Below are 21,244 nucleotides of genomic sequence, written 5' to 3' on the forward strand. Positions count from 1 at the left end.
AATCAGCCCCCATCTTTAGGAGGCAGCAGATCAATAATATCAGCCCGCACCTTCCGGCTTATCCCGCCCGGGGACCCAGGCTTTCAGGCTGCCGCAACAAGTATCCGGGATTCGGGGAATAGCAATCCCGCTTACGGCGGTCTTTACTAGTGAAGATCATGGCCGCTAAGAGGTTAAACAGGTTTTTTTGAGCATTACCGGTAGTTTGCAAGCCGGTTACACAAAGAGAAGGGGGATATTCCCTTGAACGATATGGCAAAGAATTTACTGCTTTGGATGGTTATCGCGGCTGTATTGCTGACGGTTTTTAACAATATAAATCAGGAGCCCGCGACAGCGCAGGTAAATTACTCTGATTTTATCCGTGAAGTGCGTGCCGGACAGGTGCGCTCCGTGAATATTGCCGGCGTCAATGTCAGCGGCATGCGCACGGACAATTCGCGTTTCACCAGCACGATTCCGATGATTGGTGATGACCAGCTGATGGATGATCTGTTTAACAACAACGTTGAAATTCGTGCGTCAGAGCCCGAGCGGCAGAGCCTGTGGACGCAATTGCTGGTGGCAAGTTTCCCGATCCTGATCATCATTGCACTGTTTTTCTTTTTCATGCGGCAGATGCAGGGAGGGGCCGGCGGTGGCAAAGGCGGGCCCATGTCGTTTGGCAAGAGCAAGGCCAAGCTGCTGGGTGAAGATCAGATCAAAATTACCTTCGCCGACGTTGCCGGTGTGGATGAGGCCAAAGAAGACGTCAAGGAGCTGGTTGATTTCCTGCGCGAGCCGGACAAGTTCCAGCGATTGGGGGGTCGTATTCCGCGCGGCATTCTGATGGTGGGGCAGCCCGGTACCGGTAAGACTCTGCTGGCCAAGGCAATTGCCGGCGAAGCAAAAGTCCCGTTTTTCTCCATTTCCGGTTCAGACTTTGTCGAAATGTTTGTCGGCGTGGGTGCGTCCCGTGTACGCGACATGTTCGATCAGGCCAAAAAACAGGCACCGTGCATTATCTTTATTGATGAGATCGATGCGGTCGGTCGTCACCGTGGTGCTGGCCTGGGCGGCGGCCATGATGAGCGAGAGCAGACATTGAACCAGTTGCTGGTGGAAATGGACGGCTTTGAGGTCAATGACGGTATCATTGTCATTGCTGCCACCAACCGCCCTGACGTGCTCGATCCCGCGCTATTGCGTCCGGGTCGATTTGACCGTCAGGTGGTGGTAGGGCTGCCTGACATCAGAGGTCGTGAGCAGATTCTTAAAGTGCATATGCGCAAAGTGCCGATTGCCGACAATGTCGACGCGGCCGTTATTGCACGTGGCACACCGGGCTTTTCAGGCGCGGACCTGGCCAACCTGGTTAACGAGTCGGCACTGTTCGCAGCGCGAGCGGGTCGGCGCCTGGTGACCATGGAAGAGTTTGAGAAAGCCAAGGACAAGATCATGATGGGCGCGGAGCGCAAAACCATGGTGATGTCCGATAAAGAAAAAACCAATACTGCCTACCATGAGGCCGGCCACGCCATTGTCGGGCGTCTGGTGCCGGAACATGACCCGGTTTACAAGGTCAGTATTATCCCGCGTGGCCGTGCTCTGGGTGTCACCATGTTCCTGCCGGAAGAAGACCGCTACAGCATCAGTAAGCGGGCGATTCTGAGCCAGATCTGTAGTTTGTATGGCGGTCGGATTGCCGAGGAAATGACGCTGGGAGCCGAAGGCGTCACTACCGGTGCATCCAACGATATTCAGCGTGCCACCGAAATGGCCCGAAACATGGTGACCAAATGGGGGTTGTCGGAAAGACTCGGCCCGCAGATGTACGCCGAAGATGATGGCGAGGTTTTCCTGGGACGCTCTGCCGGTGGTTCGCAGAAGCAGCACTCCGGTGAAACTGCCAAAGTGATTGATGAGGAAGTGAAAAGCATCATCGATTACTGTTACAACAAGGCCAGGCAGTTGCTGGACGATAATCGCGACAAGCTGGAGCTGATGAAAGATGCGTTGATGGAGTACGAAACCATCGATGTTGAACAGATCAATGACATCATGGCCGGTCGCAAACCGCGGCCGCCAGCCGACTGGTCAGACAGTGATAGCGGCTCCGGTTCCGCGCGCGCCGATTCAAATGAGGATGGTCGCGACGGTTCGTCCGATGATTCCCGCTCCGACAAGCCCGTCGGCGGGCCGGTCAGCGATCACTGATCACGGCGCCATTAACCGCGTTCACGGGACGAGCCCCTGATGTCGTCACACCCTGCCGATTCCGGAATCCTGACGCCGCGCTTACAGTGCGGTAGCAGGATTCTGGATCTCTCCAGTCCCCATGTCATGGGGATTCTCAATGTAACCCCTGATTCGTTTTCCGATGGTGGCGCCCTGAATGCGGGCGCAGACCAGCGTGCAGCCGGTTTTTCTGTGTCGGTCGACAAGGCCTTGCGCCATGCCGAGCGCATGGTGGCAGACGGCGCTGCCATCATAGATGTGGGTGGTGAGTCGACCCGGCCAGGTGCAGAGAGGGTAAGTGAGCAACAGGAACTGGACAGGGTTGTACCGGTCATTGAAAGCATTGTCCGGCAGCTGGATGTCATTGTATCTGTTGATACCAGTTCGCCTGCGCTGATGCGGGAGTCGGCGGCGATGGGTGCGGGTCTGGTTAATGATGTCCGTGCCCTTCGCCGTGACGGCGCGTTGGCTGCGGTCGCCGCTACCTCCATGGGGGTGTGTCTGATGCATATGCAGGGGGAGCCCGGGCACATGCAGCAGGCGCCTGACTATGACGATCTGTTGGCAGACGTACTGGGTTTTTTGCGGCAACGGGTTTCGGCTTGCGAAGACGTCGGCATCGCCCGCGACCGCATCTGTCTCGATCCCGGGTTTGGCTTTGGCAAGACGCTGGCGCATAATTACGCCCTGTTGCGCGAGTTGGCGCAGTTGAAGGACATTGGGTTGCCGCTTCTGGCAGGCATATCACGCAAATCCATGATCGGCACTGTGGTCGATCGGCCCGTGGATGGTCGCCTGCCGGGCAGCCTCGCGGCAGCAGTGGTCGCGGTCATGCATGGTGCAAAAATTGTCCGCGTTCACGATGTCGCAGAAACGGTTGATGCCATGAAAGTGCTCCAGGCAGTGCAGGCCCGGGCCTGACTAACGACAGTGCAGGTGATAGCAAAAAAAGGAATAAGAAAACGCATGGGATCAAATACAGGCAAAGAAAAACAGTATTTTGGTACGGATGGTATTCGTGGGCATGTCGGTGAGTACCCGATTACGCCCGACTTCATGCTGAAACTGGGTTGGGCCGCTGGCAAGGTCTTTGCCCGCTCGGGTGGCTTGCGCAGCAAGATTTTGATTGGCAAAGATACCCGAGTATCCGGATACATGTTTGAGGCGGCGCTGGAAGCGGGTCTTGCTTCTGCGGGCGTCGATATCAATATGCTGGGTCCCATGCCCACGCCAGCAGTGGCCTATCTGACGCGAACCTTCAGGGCACAGGCAGGCATTGTTATCAGTGCGTCGCACAATGCATTTCAGGATAACGGTATCAAATTCTTTGCTGGCGATGGTACCAAACTGCCAGACGCAACCGAGCTGGCGATAGAGGCTTATCTGGACAACGATCTCACCACCGTCGCGTCTGACCAGATCGGCAAGGTAACCCGTATCACAGATGCGGCTGGTCGCTATATTGAGTACTGCAAGCGTACATTGCCGGGCAATGCGGTGCTGCAGGGCTTGAATATTGTCGTGGACTGCGCGCATGGCTCTACCTACCACATCGCCGCCAATGTTTTTGCCGAACTGGGTGCATCGGTAAAGGCCATCGGTGTGTCACCCAATGGCATGAATATCAATCAGGACTGTGGGTCCACCGCGCCTGAGCGTCTGGTGCAGGAGGTGCTGGCGCAGCAGGCGGATATCGGTATTGCATTTGATGGCGATGGCGACCGGGTAGTGATGGTGGACCATCTTGGCAATGTAGTTGACGGTGATGAGCTGCTTTACATCATTGCCCGCGACAGGCGTCGCCGCCATGTCGATTTTGGCGGCGTTGTCGGTACACTGATGAGTAACCTGGGCCTTGAACTTGGCCTGAAAGCACTGGATGTTGCGTTTATCCGCACGGATGTGGGTGACCGCTATGTCATGGAGATGCTGAAGAAAATGAATTGGCAACTGGGGGGCGAGTCCTCAGGGCATGTGGTCTGTCTCGACGTCACCACAACGGGCGACGGTATTGTCTGTGCATTACAGGTGTTGGCGGCTATGACGCAGACTGGCGCCAGTCTGCACGATTTGAGCCGGCAGATGACCAAGATGCCGCAGCATATGGTGAATGTCCGGGTTGTCAGCAAGTCTGAGGTGATGTCGAATCCGGTGGTGCTGGCAGCCGTTGCTGAGGTCGAGCGCAAACTGGCGGGACGAGGTCGGGTATTGCTTCGGCCTTCCGGTACCGAGCCACTGATCAGGGTCATGGTCGAGGGTGACGATGAGGCCGTGGTGATTGCACATGCCGAGGCGCTTGCCGATGTGGTCACCGAGTCAATAACATCCTGATCCGGGCGCTGTCGGTAGTTCTTGTAAGGCGCTCATCTTGCAAGGTTGAGGCAAACTGGTTATAGTGGCGCCCCGTTTTAACAATGTCGGGCGCCGACATCGCACAGGGTAGTCAATATGCGCCGCGCTTTGGTTGTCGGAAACTGGAAAATGAACGGTACGCGCGACAGCATCAGTGAGCTGTTGCGTGCTCTGGTGCCGGCTGTGTCGCACGGAATCAATGGCGTTGATATTGTTGTCTGTCCGCCTTCTCCGTATCTGACAGTCGTCGCTGACGCCATCAAAGGCTGTGAAATTGTGCTGGGCGCGCAAAATGCCTGGTGCGAGAATGGCGGCGCTTATACCGGAGAAGTTGCTCCCGGTATGCTGGTTGATTGCCGCGCGCGCTATGTCATTCTGGGGCACTCCGAACGGCGTCAGCAGCTGGCCGAGACCGATGAATTGATTGCGCAGAAATTTGTTGCCGCGCAACGCGAGGGGTTGATACCGATCCTGTGTGTTGGCGAAACGCTGGCGCAGCGTGATGACGGTCATGCCGAAGCGACTGTCTCCGGGCAGATTAATGCGGTGCTTACGGTGGCCGGAGTTGCTGCTTTTGAGCGTGCCATCATTGCTTATGAGCCGGTCTGGGCGATTGGCACGGGCTGTTCGGCATCAGCGCAGGAAGCGCAGCAGATGCATGCTTTTATTCGTACATTGATTGCTGGCCATGATGAAGAGGTGGCCGGCGCAGTGCAGTTGCTCTACGGTGGCAGTGTTAACCCGGGCAATGCAGCGGAACTTTTTGAACAGGCCGATATTGATGGTGGGCTTGTGGGTGGGGCCTCGCTTGATGCGGCGGCATTTATCGAAATTTGTAATAGTGTGAGCTGAATTATGGAAACTCTTGTGGTCGTTGTGCATGTGATTGCCGCTATCGCAATCATCGGCCTGGTTCTGCTGCAGCAGGGTAAAGGTGCGGACGCTGGCGCTGCTTTTGGTAGCGGGGCATCACAGACTGTATTCGGTAGCTCAGGCTCGGGTAACTTTCTGACGCGTTCGACTACTGTCGCCGCGGTCATATTCTTCGCCACCAGCCTGGTGCTGGCGATCTATGCGCAGCAGTACAGTGCTGGCGGACTGAACAATGACTCGCCGCTTGTAAACCCTGATGTGTTGCGTGAGCTTGAAGAATCCGACGTGCCTCAGTTGACGGCACCGGCGACATCGTCAGATGTGCCGCAGGTGCCTGACCAGGCGCCTGAGACAGAGCAGTAACAGAAAAAAATTTGGCCGAAGTGGTGGAATTGGTAGACACGCTATCTTGAGGGGGTAGTGGCCTAATGGTCGTGCGAGTTCAAGTCTCGCCTTCGGCACCAATTGTAGTAAAAGATGGTCAGTTGTTTGACGGCAGGTGCTCGAAGTTGGGCTTCTGGCTCGAAAGTCACTTGACTTTAGGGTGGTCAGGCCACTAGAATACCTGCCCTCAGATAGAGGCTTTGCCAGAAGTCATCTGAGTTGAATAGCACTGCTGATGAGCAAGGTTATTGAGAAGTTTGAAGTTTTGTTGCGGGGTGGAGCAGTCTGGCAGCTCGTCGGGCTCATAACCCGAAGGTCGTAGGTTCAAATCCTGCCCCCGCTACCACTATTGAAGTGAAAGGTAGTAATCAGGCAGCCCGACGATCGGGCTCGGCACTTTAACCGGCGCAGCCGCTGAAGGTCGTAGGTTCAAATCCTGCCCCCGCTACCACTATTAGTGCTACCCAGAGTTATAACGAGCTATCTGGGTTGTCATCTGCAGTAGCTGCGCTGAATGGCCTGGCTCTGTACCAGAGCCCCTTGATGGGGCTTTTTATTAGGTGCAGATTTATGCTGGCGCATTTTTATCGGCGCTGCAGGTTGAGAAAGGTGTGAAAGATGTAGGTGCCAGTCAGACTGGTGCGTACAGGTTCCGCCACCGAAGGCTGTGTGATGACGGCGTCGGTAAGACAAGTATTTTGTTTTTGAGGTGGGCCGCAGGCCCACTTTTTGTTTGTGTCGTAAAAAAGGTAAATGACAAGGTGGTAGCATCAGTCGACATGATCTCTGACTTGCTCCGGCCAACAATCGAGGCCCTGAGTCTGGAATTGTGGGGCGTAGAGCATATTGCCCGTGGGCGTTCGAGTCTGTTGCGCATCTATATTGACAGTCCGGAAGGCATCACCATCGACGATTGTGAACGCGCCAGCCGGCAGGTCAGTGGTGTGCTTGATGTGGAAGACCCTTTGTCCGGTGAATATACCCTGGAGGTTTCGTCTCCGGGCATGGATCGCCCTTTGTTCCGATTCGAGCAGTACGGTCAGTTTATTGGTGACGTGGTGAATTTGCGCCTTCGGACACCGATTGATGGGCGCCGCAAGTTCAAGGGCGTTCTGGAGAAGGCGGAAGCAGATCAGGTTGTGATGACTGTTGACGGCGAATTAGTTGAAATTCCATTCCAGCACATCGACAAGGCTAACATTGCATTCTGATAGGCATGTCAGTTCAGGGCGCCGCTGGGACGATGAATCCGTGTGTAAGGTGACACTACTATGATGAGTAAAGAAATTCTGATGGTTGCAGACGCGGTCTCGAATGAGAAGGGAGTGTCACGCGACGTTATATTTGAAGCCATCGAGGTGGCATTGGCAACGGCGACCAAAAAGCGCTTCGATGAAGAAGAAGTGCAGTGCCGTGTCCATGTTGACCGTAAGACGGGTCTGTATGAATCCTTCCGCGTCTGGGACGTGGTTGCCGATGACGAGCTGGAAGAGCCGGCGGCACAGTTGGCGTTGACAGCTGCGCAGGAAAAAAATGCAGACCTGAACGTCGGCGATGTTTACGAAGAAAAAATTGAAAACACGGAATTTGGTCGTATCGCGGCACAGACAGCCAAACAGGTTATTGTGCAGAAAGTGCGTGAAGCTGAGCGCGACCTGGTTATAGCGGAATACCGCGACCGTGTCGGCGAGCTGGTATCGGGCACAGTAAAGAAAGTAACGCGGGAAAGTGTGCTGGTGGATCTGGGCGGCAATGCAGAAGCCCTGTTGACACGTGACCAGATGATTCCTCGCGAAATGTTCCGTACCGGCGACCGTATGCGCGCCCTGTTGCTGGACGTACGCCAGGAAGTGCGTGGTCCGCAACTTTTCCTTAGCCGCACAGCGCCTGGTATGTTGATCGAGTTGTTTAAAATCGAAGTGCCGGAAATTGCTGAAGAAGTTATCGAGATTCGGGCAGCCGCGCGCGATCCGGGGTCACGCGCCAAAATTGTGGTCAGCACCAATGATGGGCGTATTGACCCGGTGGGCGCCTGTGTAGGTATGCGTGGTTCGCGCGTGCAGGTGGTTTCCAATGAGCTGGCCAATGAGCGAATTGATATCATTTTGTGGGATGATAACCCTGCACAACTGGTCATCAACGCCATGGCACCAGCCGAAGTAGCGTCCATTGTCATGGATGAAGACAGCCACACCATGGATGTTGCGGTGGAAGAAGACAATCTGGCCCAGGCCATCGGTCGCAGTGGTCAGAACGTACGTTTGTCTGCTGAGCTGACGGGCTGGGCAATTAATGTCATGAGCATTGACGAAGCCAACGAGAAGCAACAACAGGAAGCCAGTGCGTTCATCACCACGTTTATGGAAAAACTCGATGTAGATGAAGATGTCGCCGAGCTGCTGGTGAGCGAAGGGTTCACCTCACTGGAAGAGGTTGCGTACGTACCAATAGATGAGCTGTTGAATATTGACGGCTTTGACGAAGATATTGCCAAAGAGCTTCGCGACCGTGCGCGTGATGCGCTGCTGACTCAGGCGATTGCTTCGGAAGAAGGCCTGTCCAGCGCGAACCTGGAAGCCGACTTGCTGAATATGGAAGGCATGGATGACGTACTGGCGCTTGCGCTGGCAGGCAAGGGCATCGTCAGCATGGAAGATCTGGCGGAACAGGCAATCGATGAATTGATGGATATTGAAGGCATGGACGAAGAACGTGCCGGAAAACTGATTATGACCGCTCGAGCGCCCTGGTTTGCGTAAACTGTTTACATAAAACGTTTACCCCAAATCGGGCATCAAGAGTAGACAGGAGTAGCTAAATGGCAGATGTAACAGTCGGTGAACTTGCCAAAGTGGTTGGTGTTACCGCGGAACGGCTTCTGGCCCAGATCAAAGAGGCCGGACTGCCGCACAAGCGCGCGGAAGAACCGATTTCCAATGAGGACAAGAACGCATTGTTGTTGTTTCTGCGGCGCAGCCATGGCGCGTCGGAGGCTATGGACTCCGCTCCCAAAAAGATAACGCTGAAACGCAAAACTGTTGGCACGTTAAAAACATCATCGGGCCAGGGTCGAGGCAAGACAGTCAACGTTGAAGTGCGTAAAAAGCGCACGTACGTCAAGCGTAGCGAACTGGAACCGGAGAAGGCTGAAGAGGCGGAAGTTGTTGCTGCGCAGGGAATGCAGGAACAGGTCGCACCCGAGCCGGCAACCGAGCAGAAAGTTGACGCGCCTGCGCAGTCGGAAGAGTCCGCAGCGGCAGACGCCCCTGCTGAGCCGGAAGCCAAAGAAGAAACCAAAGCGGCCGACAAAAAAGCGGAAAAGAAGGACGACAGCGCTGATGTCGCGGCGGCAGCAACCGCTGAACAGGTGGAGGCGGCACGTGCTGCCAAGACCGGTCAGCCAGGATCAGGCAAAGCCAAGGCGCCGGTCAAGACAGGGCGCAAGGATGATGCCGATGATAAAGACGATGAGAAGAAGTCCGGGTTCCGCAAAAAGACAGCACCCGCCAAGAAACAGGGCAAGACGAGAATCACTGCCGATGACTTTGTTCTCGAAGATAACGATTTTGACAGTGCAGGTGGTCGTGGCCGACGTGGTGGGCCGCGCAAGAAACCTCGCAGCAAGCAACATGGTTTTGAGAAACCAACGGAGTTTATTTCGCGCGAAATTATCATTGGTGAAGCCAATACGGTGCCTGATCTGGCACAGAAGATGTCTCTCAAGTCAGCCGAGCTGATCAAGAGTCTGTTTAAAATGGGTGTCATGGCAACCATTAACCAGGTGCTGGATCAGGACACTGCGACACTGCTGGTGGAAGAATTCGGGCACACGGCCAAGTTCGTGTCCGCCGATGCCATTGAAGATGATCTGTATGAATCCCTGGCGTATGACGGTGGCGCGGAAGCGGTAAGCCGTGCGCCGGTTGTCACGGTGATGGGCCATGTTGACCACGGCAAAACATCGCTGCTGGACTACATTCGCAAGTCGGCTGTCGCCTCTGGCGAAGCCGGCGGAATCACTCAGCACATCGGTGCCTACCATGTAGAAACTGATCACGGCATGATCTGCTTCCTTGATACGCCTGGCCATGCTGCGTTCAGCGCGATGCGTTCGCGTGGCGCGAAAGCAACTGACGTCGTGGTGCTGGTCGTGGCTGCTGACGATGGTATGAAACCACAAACTGAAGAAGCCATTCAGCATGCCCGCGCTGCCGGAGTGCCGATTGTTGTGGCCATCACCAAGGTTGATAAAGAAGATATTGATATCGACAAAGTGACCAGTGAACTGGCCGCCAAAGATGTGATTCCGGAAAGCTGGGGTGGTGACATCATGTTTGTGCAGGTATCTGCACACACGGGCGCTGGTATCAATGAGCTGCTGGAAGCGATTCTGCTGCAATCTGAAATGCTCGAGCTCAAGGCATTTATTGATGCCTCTGGTAAAGGTGTCGTGATTGAGTCGCGCCTGGACAAAGGCCGAGGCCCGGTGGCGTCTGTGTTGGTACAGAATGGCACCCTAAATGTGGGTGACGTGGTCCTGGCTGGTCATGAGTATGGCCGGGTAAGAGCACTCATCGATGAGACCGGCCGTTCAGTCAAGTCTGCGGGCCCGTCCATACCGGTCGAGGTGCTGGGCTTTAATGGTGTGCCCGAAGCCGGAGATGAATTTGTCGTTGTTGTCGACGAGAAAAAAGCAAAAGAAGTTGCTGAATTCCGACTGGAGCGACACAAAGACCATAAAGCTGCGTTGCAGCAGGGCAACAAGATCGAAGCCATGTTCGCGGGCATTGGCCAGGCCGACAAGGGCATTCTTAATGTCGTGATCAAATCCGATGTGCGCGGCTCGATGGAAGCGATCGTGGGTTCTCTGCAGAAGATCGGTACTGACGAAGTTGAGGTCAATGTAGTGGCCTCAGGCGTTGGTGGTATTTCCGAGACTGACGCACATCTGGCGGTAACCTCCAAAGCCATGCTGATCGGCTTCAACGTACGTGCCGACAAGTCTGCACGTGACGTTATCGAGAACGAAGGTGTGAATCTGCGTTACTACAACGTGATCTATGACGTGATCGACGACGTCAAGGCAATACTGGGTGGCATGCTGACACCGGAGCTACGCGAAGAGATACTGGGCGTCGCTGAAGTGCGCGATGTGTTTAACTCACCGAAGTTTGGCCAGGTCGCCGGCTGCATGGTTGTTGAAGGCAGTGTGTTCCGTAACAAGCCGATTCGGGTGTTGCGCGACAACGTAGTGATCTATGAAGGTGAGCTGGAGTCGCTGCGACGTTTCAAAGACGATGCCAACGAAGTACGCAATGGCATGGAGTGCGGCATAGGCGTGAAGAACTACAATGACGTCAAAGCTGGCGACAAGATCGAGGTCTATCAGACCACTCAGGTCGCACGTTCACTGTAAGGGCAGTTTATATGAACAAGCCTTCACCGAGAGCACAGCGCGTCGCGGATCAGATACAGCGCATCCTGGCTGATCTGATCCGACGTGAAATTCGTGACCCGCGCGTGGGCATGGTCTCTGTCACTGGCGTCAATGTCAGCCGTGATTTTGCCTACGCCAATGTGTTTGTCACGGTGCTCAGCAGCGGTCTGGTGCAGGACGGTTTTGGCAGCCAGTTGAAAGACATGGGCGAACTTGACCGGCGCGAGATTGATGACAGCCTTGCGGCCCTGAACAAGGCGGCGGGATATCTGCGCAGCCTGCTGGGCAAGGAGCTGAGTCTGCGCACAACGCCGGCTTTGAAGTTTCAGTACGACGACAGTATTGCCCGCGGCAGCTACCTGTCCACGTTGATTGACAAGGCGCTGGCGGAAGACAGTACACATGATCACTTGCCGGATGCCGGTGACGAGTCCGGAGCAGATGATACTGGCTCCGACAAACCGGAAACAAGAGACTAAAAACTGTGGCCACGGATAGAAAACGGAAAGGTCGCGATATCAGCGGCATTCTGTTGCTGGACAAGCCACAGGGCATGAGCTCCAACGCCTGCCTGCAGCAGGCCAAGCGGCTGTTTCAGGCCAGCAAGGCTGGACATACTGGCGCGCTGGATCCATTGGCGACCGGGGTTCTGCCGCTGTGTTTCGGCGAGGCGACAAAAGTGTCGCAGTTTCTGCTGGAGGCGGACAAACGGTATCTGACCACGATCCGTCTCGGGCAACGTACCAATACCGCCGACGCTGAAGGCGAGGTGATCAGTACGCGCCCGGTCGGCGATCTGAGCGAACAGGCGCTGGTCACATGTCTGTCACAGTTCCGGGGTGATATTGAACAGGTGCCACCGATGTATTCGGCACTTAAGCACAAAGGCCAGCCGCTGTACAAACTGGCGCGTGCAGGGCAGGAAGTGGAACGAAAAAGCAGGCTGATCACGGTACATGATCTGATTCTGCACGAATTTGACGGGTCCTCGCTGTCACTGGAAATCCATTGCAGCAAAGGGACCTATGTGCGTACTATAGCCGACGATCTGGGCGAAGCCCTCGGTTGCGGCGCACATGTGACGGCCCTGCGCCGTTTGCAGGCGGGCGTTTTCCGGCTCCAGGGCTGTGTCACACCAGAGGCCCTGCAGGCGATATTTGACGCTGACGGCACCGAAGGGCTGGATGCCCTGTTGCAGGCGCCCGACTTGGCCATTGAGCATCTGCCAAAGGCGGTCATGTCGGCGCAGATGGCTGCGTATGTTCGCCAGGGTCAGGCGGTGATGTTGCGGCAGATGCCCAGCAGTGGTCTGGTACGATTGTATGACGAAGAAGAATTCATCGGTATAGGCGAGATGCTCGACGATGGTCGGGTCAAGCCACACCGGTTAATAAAGGAGGCCGCCAGGTAACTGTCAGTATGCACGGTTACGCTGGTTGACAGGATGTCTTATCACTTAGCGCATATTATTTTGGAGATTTAGCATGGCTTTAACGACAGAACAGAAAGCAAACATTGTCAAAGAATACGGCCAGGGCGAAGGAGACACAGGTTCTCCCGAAGTTCAGGTGGCATTGCTGACCGAAAACATCAACCTGCTGCAGGGTCATTTCCGTGAACACTCTCACGACCATCATTCGCGTCGTGGACTGATCCGTATGGTAAACAGCCGTCGTAAGCTGCTGGATTACCTCAAGCGCAAAAATGTTGAGCGTTATGCCACTTTGATCAAGCGTCTGGGTCTGCGTCGCTAAGACGCTGTCCTTTTTCAAAACGATGAGAAAGTGAGAAGAGACTCTTGGTAAAATGGATGTTGCTGCAATGCTGCCCGGGTCTCAAATAAAAAACAGGAACAGTTTATGTTTAATATTGTAAGCAAGACATTCCAGTACGGTGATCAGACGGTCACGCTGGAAACCGGCAAGATTGCGCGGCAAGCGACCGGTGCTGTTGTGGTCACCATGGGTGGATCACAGGTGCTGGCAACTGTGGTGGCAAAAAAGACGGCCAATCCAGGTGCGGATTTTTTTCCACTGACAGTTAATTACCAGGAAAAAACCTATGCCGCTGGCAAGATCCCCGGCGGCTTCTTTAAGCGCGAAGGCCGTCCGACAGAAAAAGAGACACTGGTTTCGCGTCTGATTGACCGACCCATTCGTCCCTTGTTCCCGGCTGGGTTCAAGAACGAAGTTCAGGTGGTGTGTACCGTCATTTCTGCGACCAAGGATCAGGATCCCGATATCGCAGCGCTGATTGGTGCTTCCGCTGCGTTGGCAATCTCCGGTGCCCCTTTTCAGGGACCGGTCGCAGCTGCCCGTGTAGGCTTTGACGTAGAGCGTGGCTATGTGCTGAACCCGGATGCCAAGCGTCTGGAATCCTCAGCGCTGGACATGGTGGTAGCAGGTACCGAATCGGCCGTGTTGATGGTTGAATCCGAAGCCAAAGAACTGACCGAAGACCAGATGCTGGGCGCTGTGCTGTTTGGCCATGAAGCCATGCAGTCAGTGATCACTGCGATCAACGAACTGAAAGCGGAAGCTGGTAAAGAAGCCTGGAACTGGGAAGCACCTGCTGTTAACGAAACGCTGACCAAAGCCGTCAATGATGCGTTCGCAGCCGGGATTGCTGAAGCATATCAGGTGTCTGATAAAATGCAGCGCTACGATGCCCTGGGCAAGTTGCAGGCACAGGCAGCAGAGCAGTTCGCTGGTGAAGAGGAAGGTGTCACTCCCGAAGAAGTGAAAGGCGTCTTCAGTAAGCTGGAAAAGAAAGTAGTGCGTAACCGCATTCTTGACGGCTCACCTCGAATCGACGGCCGTGACACTCGCACTGTCCGTCCTATCGAAATAGAAACCGGTGTGTTGCCAAAGGCACACGGTTCTGCGCTCTTCACTCGTGGTGAGACACAGGCTCTGGTCGTTACCACGCTGGGTGCCATTCGTGACTCACAGCTGATCGAAGGCCTGGAAGGCTCCAGAAAAGAAGCCTTCATGTTCCATTACAACTTCCCTCCCTTCTGTGTTGGCGAAACCGGTTTCATGTCGGGTCCCAAGCGTCGTGAAATTGGTCATGGCAAATTGGCCAAACGCGGTGTTCAGGCTGTCATGCCCAAGGAAGACGATTTCCCCTACGCGATTCGCGTGGTATCGGAAATTACTGAATCCAATGGTTCCAGCTCCATGGCCTCTGTCTGTGGCAGCTCGCTTGCCATGATGGACGCAGGTGTTCCTCTGTCGGCCCCGGTGGCAGGTATTGCCATGGGTCTGATCAAGGAAGGTGAACGTTTCTCTGTCATTACCGATATTCTGGGTGATGAAGACCATCTTGGCGATATGGATTTCAAAGTTGCTGGCACCGAGAAAGGCGTGACCGCCTTGCAGATGGATATCAAAATCCAGGGCATCAACGAAGAAATCATGGAAATTGCGCTGAACCAGGCGCACGAAGCACGTATCCATATTCTGGGCGTGATGAACAAGGTGTTGCCAACGGCACGCGAAACCGTGTCCGAAAACGCGCCTTCCATGGCCATGATGAAAGTTGATTCAGACAAGATTCGTGATGTGATCGGTAAAGGCGGGGCAACTATCCGTTCAATTACCGAAGAAAGTGGCGCCTCGGTTGATATCGATGATGACGGCAATATTCGCATCTACGGTGAAGATGCTGCGTCACGGGATCTGGCCATTGAACTGATTCAGCGTATTACTGCGGAAGCCGAAGTAGGGCAACTGTATATGGGCAAGGTTGCCCGTATTGTCGATTTTGGTGCTTTCATCACCATTCTGCCAGGCAAAGATGGTCTGGTACATATTTCCCAGATCTCTTCAGATCGCGTGGAAAATATTGGTGAGTACCTCAGCGAAGGTCAGGACGTATTGGTCAAGGTCATGGACCTCGACGCACGCGGCCGTATCAAGCTGAGCATCAAGGAAGTGACTGATGAGGACAAGGCGGCATACGCTGCTGACGCCGAGTAATCTGCTATATATCTCCGTAGCCGCCGCCCGGGTCGGGCGGCGGTGACCTGGAGCGCTTGTTATGCCTCGAGTCACATGCCCCGCCTGTTTTCGTCCCATTGCTTACTGTTATTGTTCCCGTCTTCACGCCATCGCCAATTCATGGCCGGTGTTTATTCTGCAGGATGTGCGAGAAGCAGGACACCCGATTGGCACGGCCAGAATCGCATCTCTGTCATTGAACCAGGTGGAGATGGTGACGCTGGATCCGGACAGGCCTGATTCTGCGCCTGATCTGTTAAACAATGCTTTTCACCGACCTTTGCGCAATCCCGCCCTGATTTACCCGGGAGCGGGTGCCAGACAGGTGTCTGAGCTTGGCCCTGACAGCGCATTCACGGAGGCCGCACAGGGGCTGCGTAGCGACCTGCTGTTCATTGATGCGGACTGGGGGCGCAGTCTGCGTATGTTGAAGGTGTTTCCGGCGCTGGCTGCCTTGCCGACATTTATGCTCGACGGATTGCCCATTTCCCGCTATCGTATTCGTAAACAACCAACACCTGATGCGGTGTCGACACTCGAAGCCATTGTGCATACGCTGAACCAACTGGAGCCCGAAGCCGGTTCCAGCGCCATGCTGAGCACCATGGACTGGATGATTGATCAACAGATCAAGCGAATGGGCGACAACACGTTTCAGCACAATTATTCTGCCTCGCCTTAGTCTGACGGTGACGACAGCAATATCGACGACACGGGTGAGATGAGTCCAAAGTCATTGCCGTAGCGCAATATTTTTTATCACCACACCTGCTAAATGCTCCAGATCTACACATTTCCAGTAGTTAATGAATATGGCAATTTTGATGAATGGCAAACACGTAGTCAGAGCAGCGATAGCGTTGTTGATGCTCTGTGCCGTTCTGTCCACCACAGTTCAGGCCCAAACCACCTTGCGAATGGGCAGCAACGACAGTCCACTCAATGCCATTCCGGGTGCAGTTCAGCGTCCCGGGGGAATGTTCGGTGGGCTGCTGTCTGAAATCGCCCAGCGCGAGAACTGGCAGATCGAGGTTGTTCCCTGTCAGTGGGTGACCTGCCTGCAAATGCTTGAAGAAGGCACAATCGACATTCTGCCCGATGTTAGCTACACCCCGGAACGAGATCTGCTATTTGATTTTCATCAGACTGACGCTGTGCTGAGCTGGTCACAGGTTTATGAACGCAATGGTCTTGACCTGATCAACCTTCTTGATCTGAATGAAAGCACCATAGCTGTTCTGGATGGATCGGTTCAGCAACGCTACATGATGGAGCTGGTCGACAGTTTTGATCTGGCAGTGGATTGGCTCATGTTCGATTCGCTGGCGGCGACCTTTGATGCGGTTGCTTCGGGGTTGGCCGATGTCGCCGTTGCCAGTCATTTCTATGGTGACAGAATGGCCGTTCAGTTTGGTCTGGGGCGAACCCCCATCATGTTCCAGCCCAGCCGTATTTTTTTCGCAGTACCGGCAGGGATGCACGCAGATGTACTGTCTGTTATCGACAATTATCTGGTGCAATGGAAGTCCGATGACGACTCCCCTTATTACAGCCTGCTTCGGGAATGGAGCGTTGAGCCAGCAGGCGCAACGGTACCGGTGATTGTCTGGTGGATTATTGCGTCGCTTTCGTTAGCCCTGGTGGCAACAACCCTGTTCGTGATGCTGTTACGCTTCAAGGTCGCCGAGAAAACCCGGAACCTTATGGCGAGTGAATCCCGGCTTAATACCATCCTCAATAGCGTTGATGCCTACATCTATATCAAGGATGACAATCTGAGATACCGTTATGTCAATCGTAAGGTATGTGAATTATTTGAACTTCCAGTCGATAATATTCTGGGCAAGACAGATGCGGACTTTTTCGACGAGAAGACCCATGCACAAGTGATGCAAAATGATCTGCTCGTTATCAAGAGCGGAGAGCGTGTCGCGGATGAAGAGCCCAGTACGCTGATACGAGGTCACAAGCAATATGAATTTTTGTCTGTCAAAATTCCATTGCGCAACCCGGACAATAGCATTTATGCCCTCTGCGGGATTTCAACTGACATAGCCGAACACAAACAGGTTCGCGACCAACTTCACCAGTTGGCATTTTACGACTCTCTGACGGGGCTGCCGAATCGCCGCCTGGTGCTGGACAGGTTGGGTCACGCCCTGGCCAGCAAAGACAAGACCGGGTACGAAGGGGCGCTGTTATTTGTCGATGTTGACGACTTCAAGGTTGTTAACGATACGCTCGGGCACGAGGTCGGTGACCAGTTGCTGCAGTTGATCGGGGAGAGGCTCGAGCGGGTCATGTTGAGTACTGACACAGCAGGGCGGCTCGGTGCTGACGAATTTGTGTTGATCGTAGAAGATCTGGCAGTCGCCGCTGATGAATGCCTGGTTCGCGTGCGCGACATGGCTGTAGCCCTGCTCCATCAATTGAATCAGCCCTTTGACCTCAACGGCACTGATCATGTCTGTGCTATCAGTATTGGCATTGCCATGTTCTCGGATACCAATGATGGTGATGTTGAGGCCCTGCTTAAGGCTGCTGACCTGGCGTTGGGAGCTGCCAAGAATGAAGGCAATGCTGTACGGTTCTTTAATTCGGAAATGCAGGTAGAGGTTACCCGTCGTACCCGCATTGAAACGGCATTGCGCAAGGCACTTAGGCAAGGCAGTCTCAATTTCCATTTGCAATCGCAGGTGGATGAGTCGGGTCGGATATTCGGTATGGAAGCCTTGCTGCGATGGCATGACCCGGAGCTGGGGCAGGTCGCTCCATCTGATTTTATTCCAGTGGCTGAGACCTGCGGGCTCATTGTGCCATTGGGCGAATGGGTGATTGAGCGGGCGTGTGAAATGCTGGCAAGCTGGCAATCTGATCCGCTTATGTCGACACTCACACTGGCGATAAATATCAGCCCCAGGCAATTCCATAACGAACGCTTCGTTGATCACGCCGTCAAATGTCTGGAGAAAAACCAGATTGATGCTACCAAACTCGAACTCGAAGTGACTGAAGGTTTGTTGATCGAAAACGTGGCCGCTACCGTTGACAAAATGGACCGGCTGCGACAATTGGGTATTCGCTTCTCTCTTGATGATTTTGGTACGGGTTACGCATCACTGGGGTATCTGAAGAGACTGCCGCTGACGCAATTGAAAATAGATCAGTCATTCGTGCGCGACCTGCTGGTTGACGCCAATGACGAAGCTATAGTCAGGACCATTCTTGCCCTGGGCCACAGTCTGAACTTGCGGGTGCTGGCAGAGGGCGTAGAAACCGATTTGCAGGCTGAGCGGCTACGCGAAATGGGATGCAGGTTCTTTCAGGGTTATTTCTTCAGCCGCCCGCAGCCGGAGCCCAACTGGCGCGAGCAACTGTTGTTGACTCAGGGGTCTGACGACAAACCCGGCGTCCGCCCGGCCGACGATCACTCCGGTACTTAGTCCGTTACTTAGTCCGTTACTATGGCGTTGTGATAGACGTTCTGTACGTCATCCAGGTCGTTGAGCATGTCCATGAACTTCTCAAACAGGGCCACGTCATCACCGGTGATTTCTGTGCTGGTCTGTGCCAGAAACTGAATTTCATCCACTTCAAATTCAATATCGCCGAAGGCGTCCAGCAGTGCCTGACGAGCTTTGGCGTACTCAGTGTGCGGTGCAAAAACAGTGATCAGGCCGTCTTCGTTTTCAATGTCGGTAACATCTACATCGGCACCCAACAATGATTCCAGTACGGCGTCTTCGTCATTACCGGAAATGGCCAGGATGGCGCAGTGGTCAAACATGTGGGCGACACTGCCCTGGGCGCCGATCTTGGCCTTGGTCTTGGTAAAGCACAGCCGGACATCGCCAAAGGTACGATTGGGATTGTCGGTCAGGCATTCCACGATCACCATGCAATTGCCCGGGCCAAACCCTTCATAGCGCGCCGCGGCGAAGTCTTCGCCGCCGGTGCCGCGTGCTTTTTCCAGTGCCTTGTCGATGACATGGGTGGGTACCTGGTCTTTTTTGGCGCGCTCAATCAGTCCGCGCAACGTGAGATTGCCATCGGGGTCGGTACCGCCGGATTTGGCGGAGACGTAAATCTCGCGCGCATACTTGCTGTAGACCTTGGTTTTGGCGGCCGCTGTTTTGGCCATGGACTCTTTTCGGTTCTGGTAAGCTCTGCCCATTGGATGTACCTGATTAAATTGGGTGAATCTGATTTCGCGAAAACGGAAAGCAATATCTTTATCAAAAATCGAATCATACACGCAGCGGGCCGGTCAAATCCATTGTAGACTGCGCTTTTATTGATGTAACGGGTGGTTAACCTCTGTCATGACCAAGACCAAAATCTTTGTCCCTGTCTGGTTTTTGTTTGGATTGTCCGGTAGTGGCAAGTCCTTTGTCGGTGACGTGATTGGTCGTGTCAGGGGCTGGCCGGTGTACCACGCGGATGACGATATAACGGCTTCCATGCGCAGCGCGCTGGCCGCATCACAACCCTTTACCGATGCCATGCGTGACGAATACTTCATCCTGTTGGCGGATCGTATTCGTGCACGGCAGGCGCAGTCTTCACCGCATAAGCCGCTGATCGTGACGCAGGGTGCCTACAAACAGCGCAGCCGACAGTTTTTGCAGCAGCAGGTGCCGGGACTGGCGATGATCTGGGTAGACGCACCGGGCAGTGTGATTTTGCGTCGACTGCAGCAGCGTGCGGCCGGGATAACAACGGCCAGTGCGGCGGCGCTGAGACAGGACTTTGAACTCCCGCCATCTGATAGTCTGAAAATAGTCAATGATAGGGGCGAGGACCATGTACTGGCGCAGTTTGAGGACTGCCAGGCGCAGTGGTTGACCCGTCCGTCGCAGGTGATATGATCGAGTGCTGCCCGGAAGCTGGGCTGCGGGCGGTCAACAGCGGTGTCGCGTCTGGCAAGACGTCAGAACCCCATAATAATCGGAAGTAGAAGAGTTAACGGGAGTACCAGTGCCTACACGTATCGGCAGTTTGCGCGCATTGGCGATGACAGCCCTGTTATCGATGCTGATGACTCACAGCGCGCAGGCGCAGTTGTCTCCTCGCTATCAGGACAGTAATCGGGATCTGGTAGCAGACCTGCCTGCCGACGAATCAGACTGGCGCGATCCACGTATTCTGATATTTGCCTACACACCGGTGGAAGACCCCGCGCTATATACCCAGGTCTGGGATGAGTTCATCACTCACATGGAAGGTCTCACCGGCAAGGAAGTCCGTTTTTTCCCGGTGCAGTCCAATGCTGCACAGCTCGAAGCCATGCGTGCCGGGCGTCTGCATGTAGCTGGATTTAACACAGGTTCCACGCCGGTTGCGGTCAATTGTGTGGGTTTTGAGCCCTTTGCCATGATGGCGGCAGAAGATGGCAGTTTTGGTTATGAGATGGAAATCATCACCTATCCCGACAGTGGTATCGAGACGCCAGCGGATCTGGCGGGGCGTCAGCTGGCATTTACCTCGCCTACCTCCAACTCGGGGTTCAAGGCACCATCGACCCTGTTGCTCAGCGAGTTTGGACTGAATGCGGGCGACGACTACCGTACGACCTATTCAGGCAGTCACGATAATTCGATCCTGGGCGTCGTCAACAGTGATTATGAAGCGGCAGCGGTAGCCAATGAAGTGCTGCGTCGCATGCAGGGACGAGACGTAGTGAGTGCTGAGCAATACCGTTCGATTTACAAATCATTGACCTTTCCTACCACCGCCTATGGCATCGCGCACAATCTGCATCCGTTATTGGCACAGCAGATACGGGACGCATTTTTCACCTTTGACTGGGAAGGCAGTGCCCTGCAACGCGAATTTGCCGATGCCGGCATGGCCAGTTTTATCCCCATCAACTATCAACAGCATTGGCAGGTCATTCGAAATATCGATGAAGCCAATGACACCGTTTACAACTGTGACTGAGGTCAACCGGGTGTCAGCGCAATACAACAATAATGAACAC

17 protein-coding genes and 2 tRNA genes are annotated in these 21,244 nt (G+C 54.5%); 18 read left to right on the forward strand and 1 reads right to left on the reverse strand.

The window, feature by feature from the left end; translation table 11 throughout:
* Positions 1-252: 252 nt before the first annotated feature.
* The 16 genes from ftsH (at position 253) to PHACT_RS11435 (ending at position 18,707) form a co-directional block, all read left to right on the forward strand.
* Positions 253-2,196 (forward strand): ATP-dependent zinc metalloprotease FtsH, encoded by a 1,944-nt coding sequence (gene ftsH / locus PHACT_RS11360; protein WP_139141515.1) that lies wholly within the window; start codon positions 253-255, stop codon positions 2,194-2,196.
* 39 nt (positions 2,197-2,235) lie between these two features.
* Positions 2,236-3,138, forward strand: coding sequence for a dihydropteroate synthase (folP, locus tag PHACT_RS11365; RefSeq protein ID WP_083264534.1), 903 nt, complete (start codon positions 2,236-2,238; stop codon positions 3,136-3,138).
* Between the two features lie 45 nt (positions 3,139-3,183).
* Entirely contained in the window at positions 3,184-4,548 is a 1,365-nt protein-coding gene (gene glmM / locus PHACT_RS11370; RefSeq protein WP_070117876.1) for a phosphoglucosamine mutase, read from the forward strand.
* A gap of 117 nt (positions 4,549-4,665) precedes the next feature.
* Positions 4,666-5,421 (forward strand): triose-phosphate isomerase, encoded by a 756-nt coding sequence (tpiA, locus tag PHACT_RS11375; protein WP_070117877.1) that lies wholly within the window; start codon positions 4,666-4,668, stop codon positions 5,419-5,421.
* Between the two features lie 3 nt (positions 5,422-5,424).
* Positions 5,425-5,805, forward strand: a complete 381-nt coding sequence (gene secG / locus PHACT_RS11380) for a preprotein translocase subunit SecG (RefSeq protein WP_070117878.1) — start codon at positions 5,425-5,427, stop codon at positions 5,803-5,805.
* A gap of 14 nt (positions 5,806-5,819) precedes the next feature.
* Positions 5,820-5,906 (forward strand) — tRNA-Leu (locus PHACT_RS11385).
* Between the two features lie 189 nt (positions 5,907-6,095).
* Positions 6,096-6,172: transfer RNA gene (locus PHACT_RS11390), tRNA-Met, on the forward strand.
* Between the two features lie 415 nt (positions 6,173-6,587).
* Complete coding sequence (gene rimP, locus PHACT_RS11395) at positions 6,588-7,037, forward strand: ribosome maturation factor RimP (protein WP_070118391.1); 450 nt, start codon at positions 6,588-6,590, stop codon at positions 7,035-7,037.
* 63 nt (positions 7,038-7,100) lie between these two features.
* Positions 7,101-8,585, forward strand: a complete 1,485-nt coding sequence (nusA, locus tag PHACT_RS11400; RefSeq protein WP_070118393.1) for a transcription termination factor NusA — start codon at positions 7,101-7,103, stop codon at positions 8,583-8,585.
* Positions 8,586-8,644: 59 nt separating this feature from the next.
* A complete protein-coding gene (gene infB, locus PHACT_RS11405) occupies positions 8,645-11,242 on the forward strand; it encodes a translation initiation factor IF-2 (protein ID WP_070117879.1) in 2,598 nt (865 codons plus the stop codon).
* 11 nt (positions 11,243-11,253) lie between these two features.
* Positions 11,254-11,742, forward strand: a complete 489-nt coding sequence (gene rbfA, locus PHACT_RS11410; RefSeq protein ID WP_070117880.1) for a 30S ribosome-binding factor RbfA — start codon at positions 11,254-11,256, stop codon at positions 11,740-11,742.
* Positions 11,743-11,747: 5 nt separating this feature from the next.
* On the forward strand, positions 11,748-12,674 hold the full coding sequence (gene truB / locus PHACT_RS11415; RefSeq protein ID WP_070117881.1) for a tRNA pseudouridine(55) synthase TruB: 927 nt from the start codon (positions 11,748-11,750) through the stop codon (positions 12,672-12,674).
* Between the two features lie 73 nt (positions 12,675-12,747).
* Entirely contained in the window at positions 12,748-13,017 is a 270-nt protein-coding gene (gene rpsO / locus PHACT_RS11420) for a 30S ribosomal protein S15 (RefSeq protein WP_070117882.1), read from the forward strand.
* Positions 13,018-13,122: 105 nt separating this feature from the next.
* Complete coding sequence (gene pnp, locus PHACT_RS11425) at positions 13,123-15,243, forward strand: polyribonucleotide nucleotidyltransferase (protein WP_070117883.1); 2,121 nt, start codon at positions 13,123-13,125, stop codon at positions 15,241-15,243.
* Between the two features lie 61 nt (positions 15,244-15,304).
* Positions 15,305-15,946 carry a tRNA-uridine aminocarboxypropyltransferase gene (locus PHACT_RS11430; protein ID WP_070117884.1) on the forward strand — a complete coding sequence of 214 codons (642 nt, stop codon included), beginning with the start codon at positions 15,305-15,307 and terminating at the stop codon, positions 15,944-15,946.
* 130 nt (positions 15,947-16,076) lie between these two features.
* A complete protein-coding gene (locus PHACT_RS11435) occupies positions 16,077-18,707 on the forward strand; it encodes an EAL domain-containing protein (protein ID WP_169819448.1) in 2,631 nt (876 codons plus the stop codon).
* Between the two features lie 8 nt (positions 18,708-18,715).
* On the opposite strand, the gene PHACT_RS11440 is transcribed toward PHACT_RS11435, so the two are convergent.
* Positions 18,716-19,438 carry a YebC/PmpR family DNA-binding transcriptional regulator gene (locus PHACT_RS11440; RefSeq protein WP_070118395.1) on the reverse strand — a complete coding sequence of 241 codons (723 nt, stop codon included), beginning with the start codon at positions 19,436-19,438 and terminating at the stop codon, positions 18,716-18,718.
* 148 nt (positions 19,439-19,586) lie between these two features.
* Here PHACT_RS11440 and PHACT_RS11445 point away from each other — a divergent pair, with 148 nt between their 5' ends.
* Positions 19,587-20,132 carry an AAA family ATPase gene (locus PHACT_RS11445; RefSeq protein ID WP_070117886.1) on the forward strand — a complete coding sequence of 182 codons (546 nt, stop codon included), beginning with the start codon at positions 19,587-19,589 and terminating at the stop codon, positions 20,130-20,132.
* Positions 20,133-20,241: 109 nt separating this feature from the next.
* Positions 20,242-21,204 carry a phosphate/phosphite/phosphonate ABC transporter substrate-binding protein gene (gene phnD, locus PHACT_RS11450; RefSeq protein ID WP_317622264.1) on the forward strand — a complete coding sequence of 321 codons (963 nt, stop codon included), beginning with the start codon at positions 20,242-20,244 and terminating at the stop codon, positions 21,202-21,204.
* The last annotated feature ends 40 nt before the right edge of the window (positions 21,205-21,244 follow it).

Origin of the sequence: Pseudohongiella acticola, assembly GCF_001758195.1 — a bacterium.
GTDB lineage: Bacteria > Pseudomonadota > Gammaproteobacteria > Pseudomonadales > Pseudohongiellaceae > Pseudohongiella > Pseudohongiella acticola.

What these genes read in the sequence shown, in the direction of transcription:
- PHACT_RS11430 (WP_070117884.1), top strand. Translation starts at nt 15,305, where the DNA reads ATGCCTCGAGTCACATGCCCCGCCTGTTTTCGTCCCATTGCTTACTGT.
- glmM (WP_070117876.1), top strand. Translation starts at nt 3,184, where the DNA reads ATGGGATCAAATACAGGCAAAGAAAAACAGTATTTTGGTACGGATGGT.
- PHACT_RS11440 (WP_070118395.1), bottom strand. Translation starts at nt 19,438, where the DNA reads ATGGGCAGAGCTTACCAGAACCGAAAAGAGTCCATGGCCAAAACAGCG.
- nusA (WP_070118393.1), top strand. Translation starts at nt 7,101, where the DNA reads ATGAGTAAAGAAATTCTGATGGTTGCAGACGCGGTCTCGAATGAGAAG.
- infB (WP_070117879.1), top strand. Translation starts at nt 8,645, where the DNA reads ATGGCAGATGTAACAGTCGGTGAACTTGCCAAAGTGGTTGGTGTTACC.
- PHACT_RS11435 (WP_169819448.1), top strand. Translation starts at nt 16,077, where the DNA reads ATGGCAATTTTGATGAATGGCAAACACGTAGTCAGAGCAGCGATAGCG.
- PHACT_RS11445 (WP_070117886.1), top strand. Translation starts at nt 19,587, where the DNA reads ATGACCAAGACCAAAATCTTTGTCCCTGTCTGGTTTTTGTTTGGATTG.
- rbfA (WP_070117880.1), top strand. Translation starts at nt 11,254, where the DNA reads ATGAACAAGCCTTCACCGAGAGCACAGCGCGTCGCGGATCAGATACAG.
- ftsH (WP_139141515.1), top strand. Translation starts at nt 253, where the DNA reads ATGGCAAAGAATTTACTGCTTTGGATGGTTATCGCGGCTGTATTGCTG.
- pnp (WP_070117883.1), top strand. Translation starts at nt 13,123, where the DNA reads ATGTTTAATATTGTAAGCAAGACATTCCAGTACGGTGATCAGACGGTC.
- tpiA (WP_070117877.1), top strand. Translation starts at nt 4,666, where the DNA reads ATGCGCCGCGCTTTGGTTGTCGGAAACTGGAAAATGAACGGTACGCGC.
- rpsO (WP_070117882.1), top strand. Translation starts at nt 12,748, where the DNA reads ATGGCTTTAACGACAGAACAGAAAGCAAACATTGTCAAAGAATACGGC.
- secG (WP_070117878.1), top strand. Translation starts at nt 5,425, where the DNA reads ATGGAAACTCTTGTGGTCGTTGTGCATGTGATTGCCGCTATCGCAATC.
- folP (WP_083264534.1), top strand. Translation starts at nt 2,236, where the DNA reads ATGTCGTCACACCCTGCCGATTCCGGAATCCTGACGCCGCGCTTACAG.